Source organism: Acetobacterium bakii (genome assembly GCF_001263355.1).
Classification (GTDB): Bacteria; Bacillota; Clostridia; order Eubacteriales; family Eubacteriaceae; genus Acetobacterium; species Acetobacterium bakii.
In genome coordinates, this window is the sequence record NZ_LGYO01000090.1 from 1 (window position 1) to 2,877 (window position 2,877).

Sequence of the window (2,877 nt, forward strand, 5' to 3'; positions counted from 1 at the left end):
AAATTGTTTCGTGCGAAACGGGCAGCGAAGCTCACGGCAGTTTCGCAATTACCTAATACTTAAGAGAAAAGGAACAGACATATGAACGAAGAACAGTTAGAATATGTGGTACCGGCAGAAACCGACCAGCGTTTGGATGGCTACTGCTGCACACTGCCCGGGGATTATTCAAGGGAATACATTAAGCGTCTGGTTAAAGAAGGCGCTGTGTTAGTCAACGGCAAACAAGAAAAAGTCAGCCATCATCTCAAGGGCGGAGAGATCATCACGCTTAATATTCCCGAACCGATTGAATGCAGAATCGAGCCGGAGAATATTCCCTTGGTGATTGTCTATGAGGACGAGGATGTTCTGATTATCAACAAGCCCCAGGGAATGGTGGTGCATCCCGCCCCCGGGAATCGCTCCGGTACCCTTGTAAACGCTCTGATGCATTATACGGCCAATCTTTCCACCATTAATGGCATCATGCGCCCGGGGATCATTCACCGCATTGATAAGGACACCTCGGGATTACTGATGGTGGCCAAAAATGACCATGCTCACCAGAGTTTATCAATGCAGCTTAAAGAGCATACCACACTTAGGCAGTATTACGGACTGGTCAAAGGGGTGGTTAAGTCCAATCGTGGAACAATTAATATGCCCATTGGCCGACATCCCCGAGAGCGGATTAAAATGGCGGTAACACCGCTGCACTCAAAGGAGGCGGTCACGCATTTCGAAGTGATGGAACGCTATGCTCAGTATACTTTTGTATGCTTCCGGCTTGAAACCGGCCGGACCCACCAAATTCGGGTGCATATGGAGAACATCGGACATCCCATTGCCGGGGATCCTATCTATGGCAAAGGGGATAAAAACAATCCCTTTAAAACCCAAGGGCAGTGTCTTCACGCGCAAACCCTCGGTTTTGTCCACCCGCGGACTGGTGAGAACCTTTTGTTTGAAGCCCCGCTGCCACCGGCTTTTCAAAAAATATTAGATCACCTGAAATAAAAAACGGGCCTATCTTTTACAGATAGACTCGTGTTTTTTACTCTTTTTCAACAAAAACTTCGATGTTCTCCACCTTTTCTTTGGATGGGGTAACGTACATAGTGTTATGGGTGGTGAAGGTGACCATGCCGGGTTTAGCCTTGTTGGGCTTCTTCAGGTATTTGTATTCCAGATAATCCACCGGTACATTGCTGGAGTTTCTGGCTTTGCTGTACCAAGCGGCGAGGATGCCGGCTTCCAGCAAGGTGGCTTCGGTAATGAAACGCCCATTGGCGACAATCAAAACATGGGATCCGGGAGTATGCTTAACATGGAGCCAGCAATCCTCGGCAACCCCCATTTTGGTGGAGATTGTGTCATTCTGGTAATTGTTCTTGCCCACGAAAATATGGAAACCTTCAGAGGAAATGAAGTGGTGCGGTTTTGAAGGGGTTTGTTTTTTGCGGTCTTCTTTGGTAAGAACCTTTTTATTAAATTCCGAATGGAGATATTCATGGCGAATTTCGTCAAGTTCCGCTAATTCAGTGGACTGCTCCAAACCATTCAAAAGACTTTCAAGATAATAAATTTTATCTTCAGTTTCACGAATGTGTTCATCCAAATGAACAAGAGCGGTTTTGCCCTTATTGTATTTTTTATAATAAGCCTGGGCATTCTGGGCCGGGGTTCGATTGACTTTTAAAGGAACCTCAATGGTGCCGCAGTCGGGATCAAAGTAATTCATCAGGGTGACGGATTCCATGCCTTTAACAATGGCATAGATGTTGGCGGTGATGAGATCCCCTAAAAGCTTGTTCTTTTCGTTTTTATGGGATGTTTCAACATCCTGGTGCAGGTTTTTTAACTTTTTCTTATTTTTTTTCAGCAGCGTTTCCAATTGCTGCCGGAGATTGGCGCCATGGGTTTTAAAACGCAGCATCTTATCCCGTCGGAAATAATATTCTTCCAGCATGTTGGAAACAGCGGGAAAAGCTTCGATGCGGTGATCCTGGCGCATGTGATGAAGGTCCATGGTGGCAAAATCCAGCATATCCCGGCCTAAATAAATGATGTTGGGAAAAGCGGTTTCCTTTATTTCGCTAATGACCTCAGAAAATGATTGATACAGGTATTGAATTTGCTTTTTTGAGAGTTCATTAATGATAAGCTTCGGATCAATGCCGGCCCGAAATCCAATTTCACGGGAAACCGTCGGGCTGATCCCCAACAAACCCTGGACCAATGTTCTTTCCACGGTCTGGTCTTTATATTCAGCAAGCAACTGCTCATAGGTCTCATCACTCAGATCAAAAAAACCGATCCGATTATTCTCAGGGGGATAAATATAGTCCCGACCCGGAAGAATTTGGCGGTAACGGCTGGAGGTGGTGCCCACTTTTTTCATGGAATCCAGGATTATTTTGGTCTCATCAATCAGAATGATGTTACTGTTTCGCCCCATGATTTCCACCAGGAGTTTTCGGGTAACCGGCTCATTGAATTCATTCTTTGAGGCAATGGAAATTTCCAGTACCCGATCGGTCTGGTGTTGGGAAAAGTCGGTAATGGTGCCATTCATAATATATTTACGTAGGATCATACAAAAGCTGGGTGGTGAGTGAGGGTTTTCCTTGAGCTTTTGGGTGATGTATGCCCGGGGATTACTGGCGTTAGCAGAAAGCAGGAGATTGTAATTCTCGCGGCCAACATTAACAAGGAGACGAATCTCATCGGCTTCGGGTTGATAAATTTTACGAATACGTCCTCCCACCAGGAGGCTTTGAAATTCTTCTTTTAAATGATATAGGGTGACGCCGTCAAAAGCCATGATAGTGACCCTCCTTTCAGATTATAATAATAATTAGGTAATTGCGAAAGTGCCGTGAGCTTCGCTGCCAG

At 45.5% G+C, this 2,877-nt stretch carries 2 protein-coding genes; one reads left to right on the forward strand and one right to left on the reverse strand.

Annotation, left to right across the window (positions count from 1 at the left end; all coding sequences use genetic code 11):
- The first annotated feature begins 81 nt into the window (after window positions 1-81).
- Window positions 82-999 (forward strand): RluA family pseudouridine synthase, encoded by a 918-nt coding sequence (locus tag AKG39_RS19210; protein ID WP_050742019.1) that lies wholly within the window; start codon window positions 82-84, stop codon window positions 997-999.
- Window positions 1,000-1,036: 37 nt separating this feature from the next.
- Here the strand turns inward: AKG39_RS19210 and AKG39_RS19215 are convergent, their stop codons facing one another.
- A complete protein-coding gene (locus tag AKG39_RS19215) occupies window positions 1,037-2,806 on the reverse strand; it encodes an Rqc2 family fibronectin-binding protein (protein ID WP_050742020.1) in 1,770 nt (589 codons plus the stop codon).
- Window positions 2,807-2,877 lie beyond the last annotated feature (71 nt).

Coding starts and splice junctions, on each gene's coding strand:
- AKG39_RS19210 (WP_050742019.1), top strand. CDS start 82: ATGAACGAAGAACAGTTAGAATATGTGGTACCGGCAGAAACCGACCAG.
- AKG39_RS19215 (WP_050742020.1), bottom strand. CDS start 2,806: ATGGCTTTTGACGGCGTCACCCTATATCATTTAAAAGAAGAATTTCAA.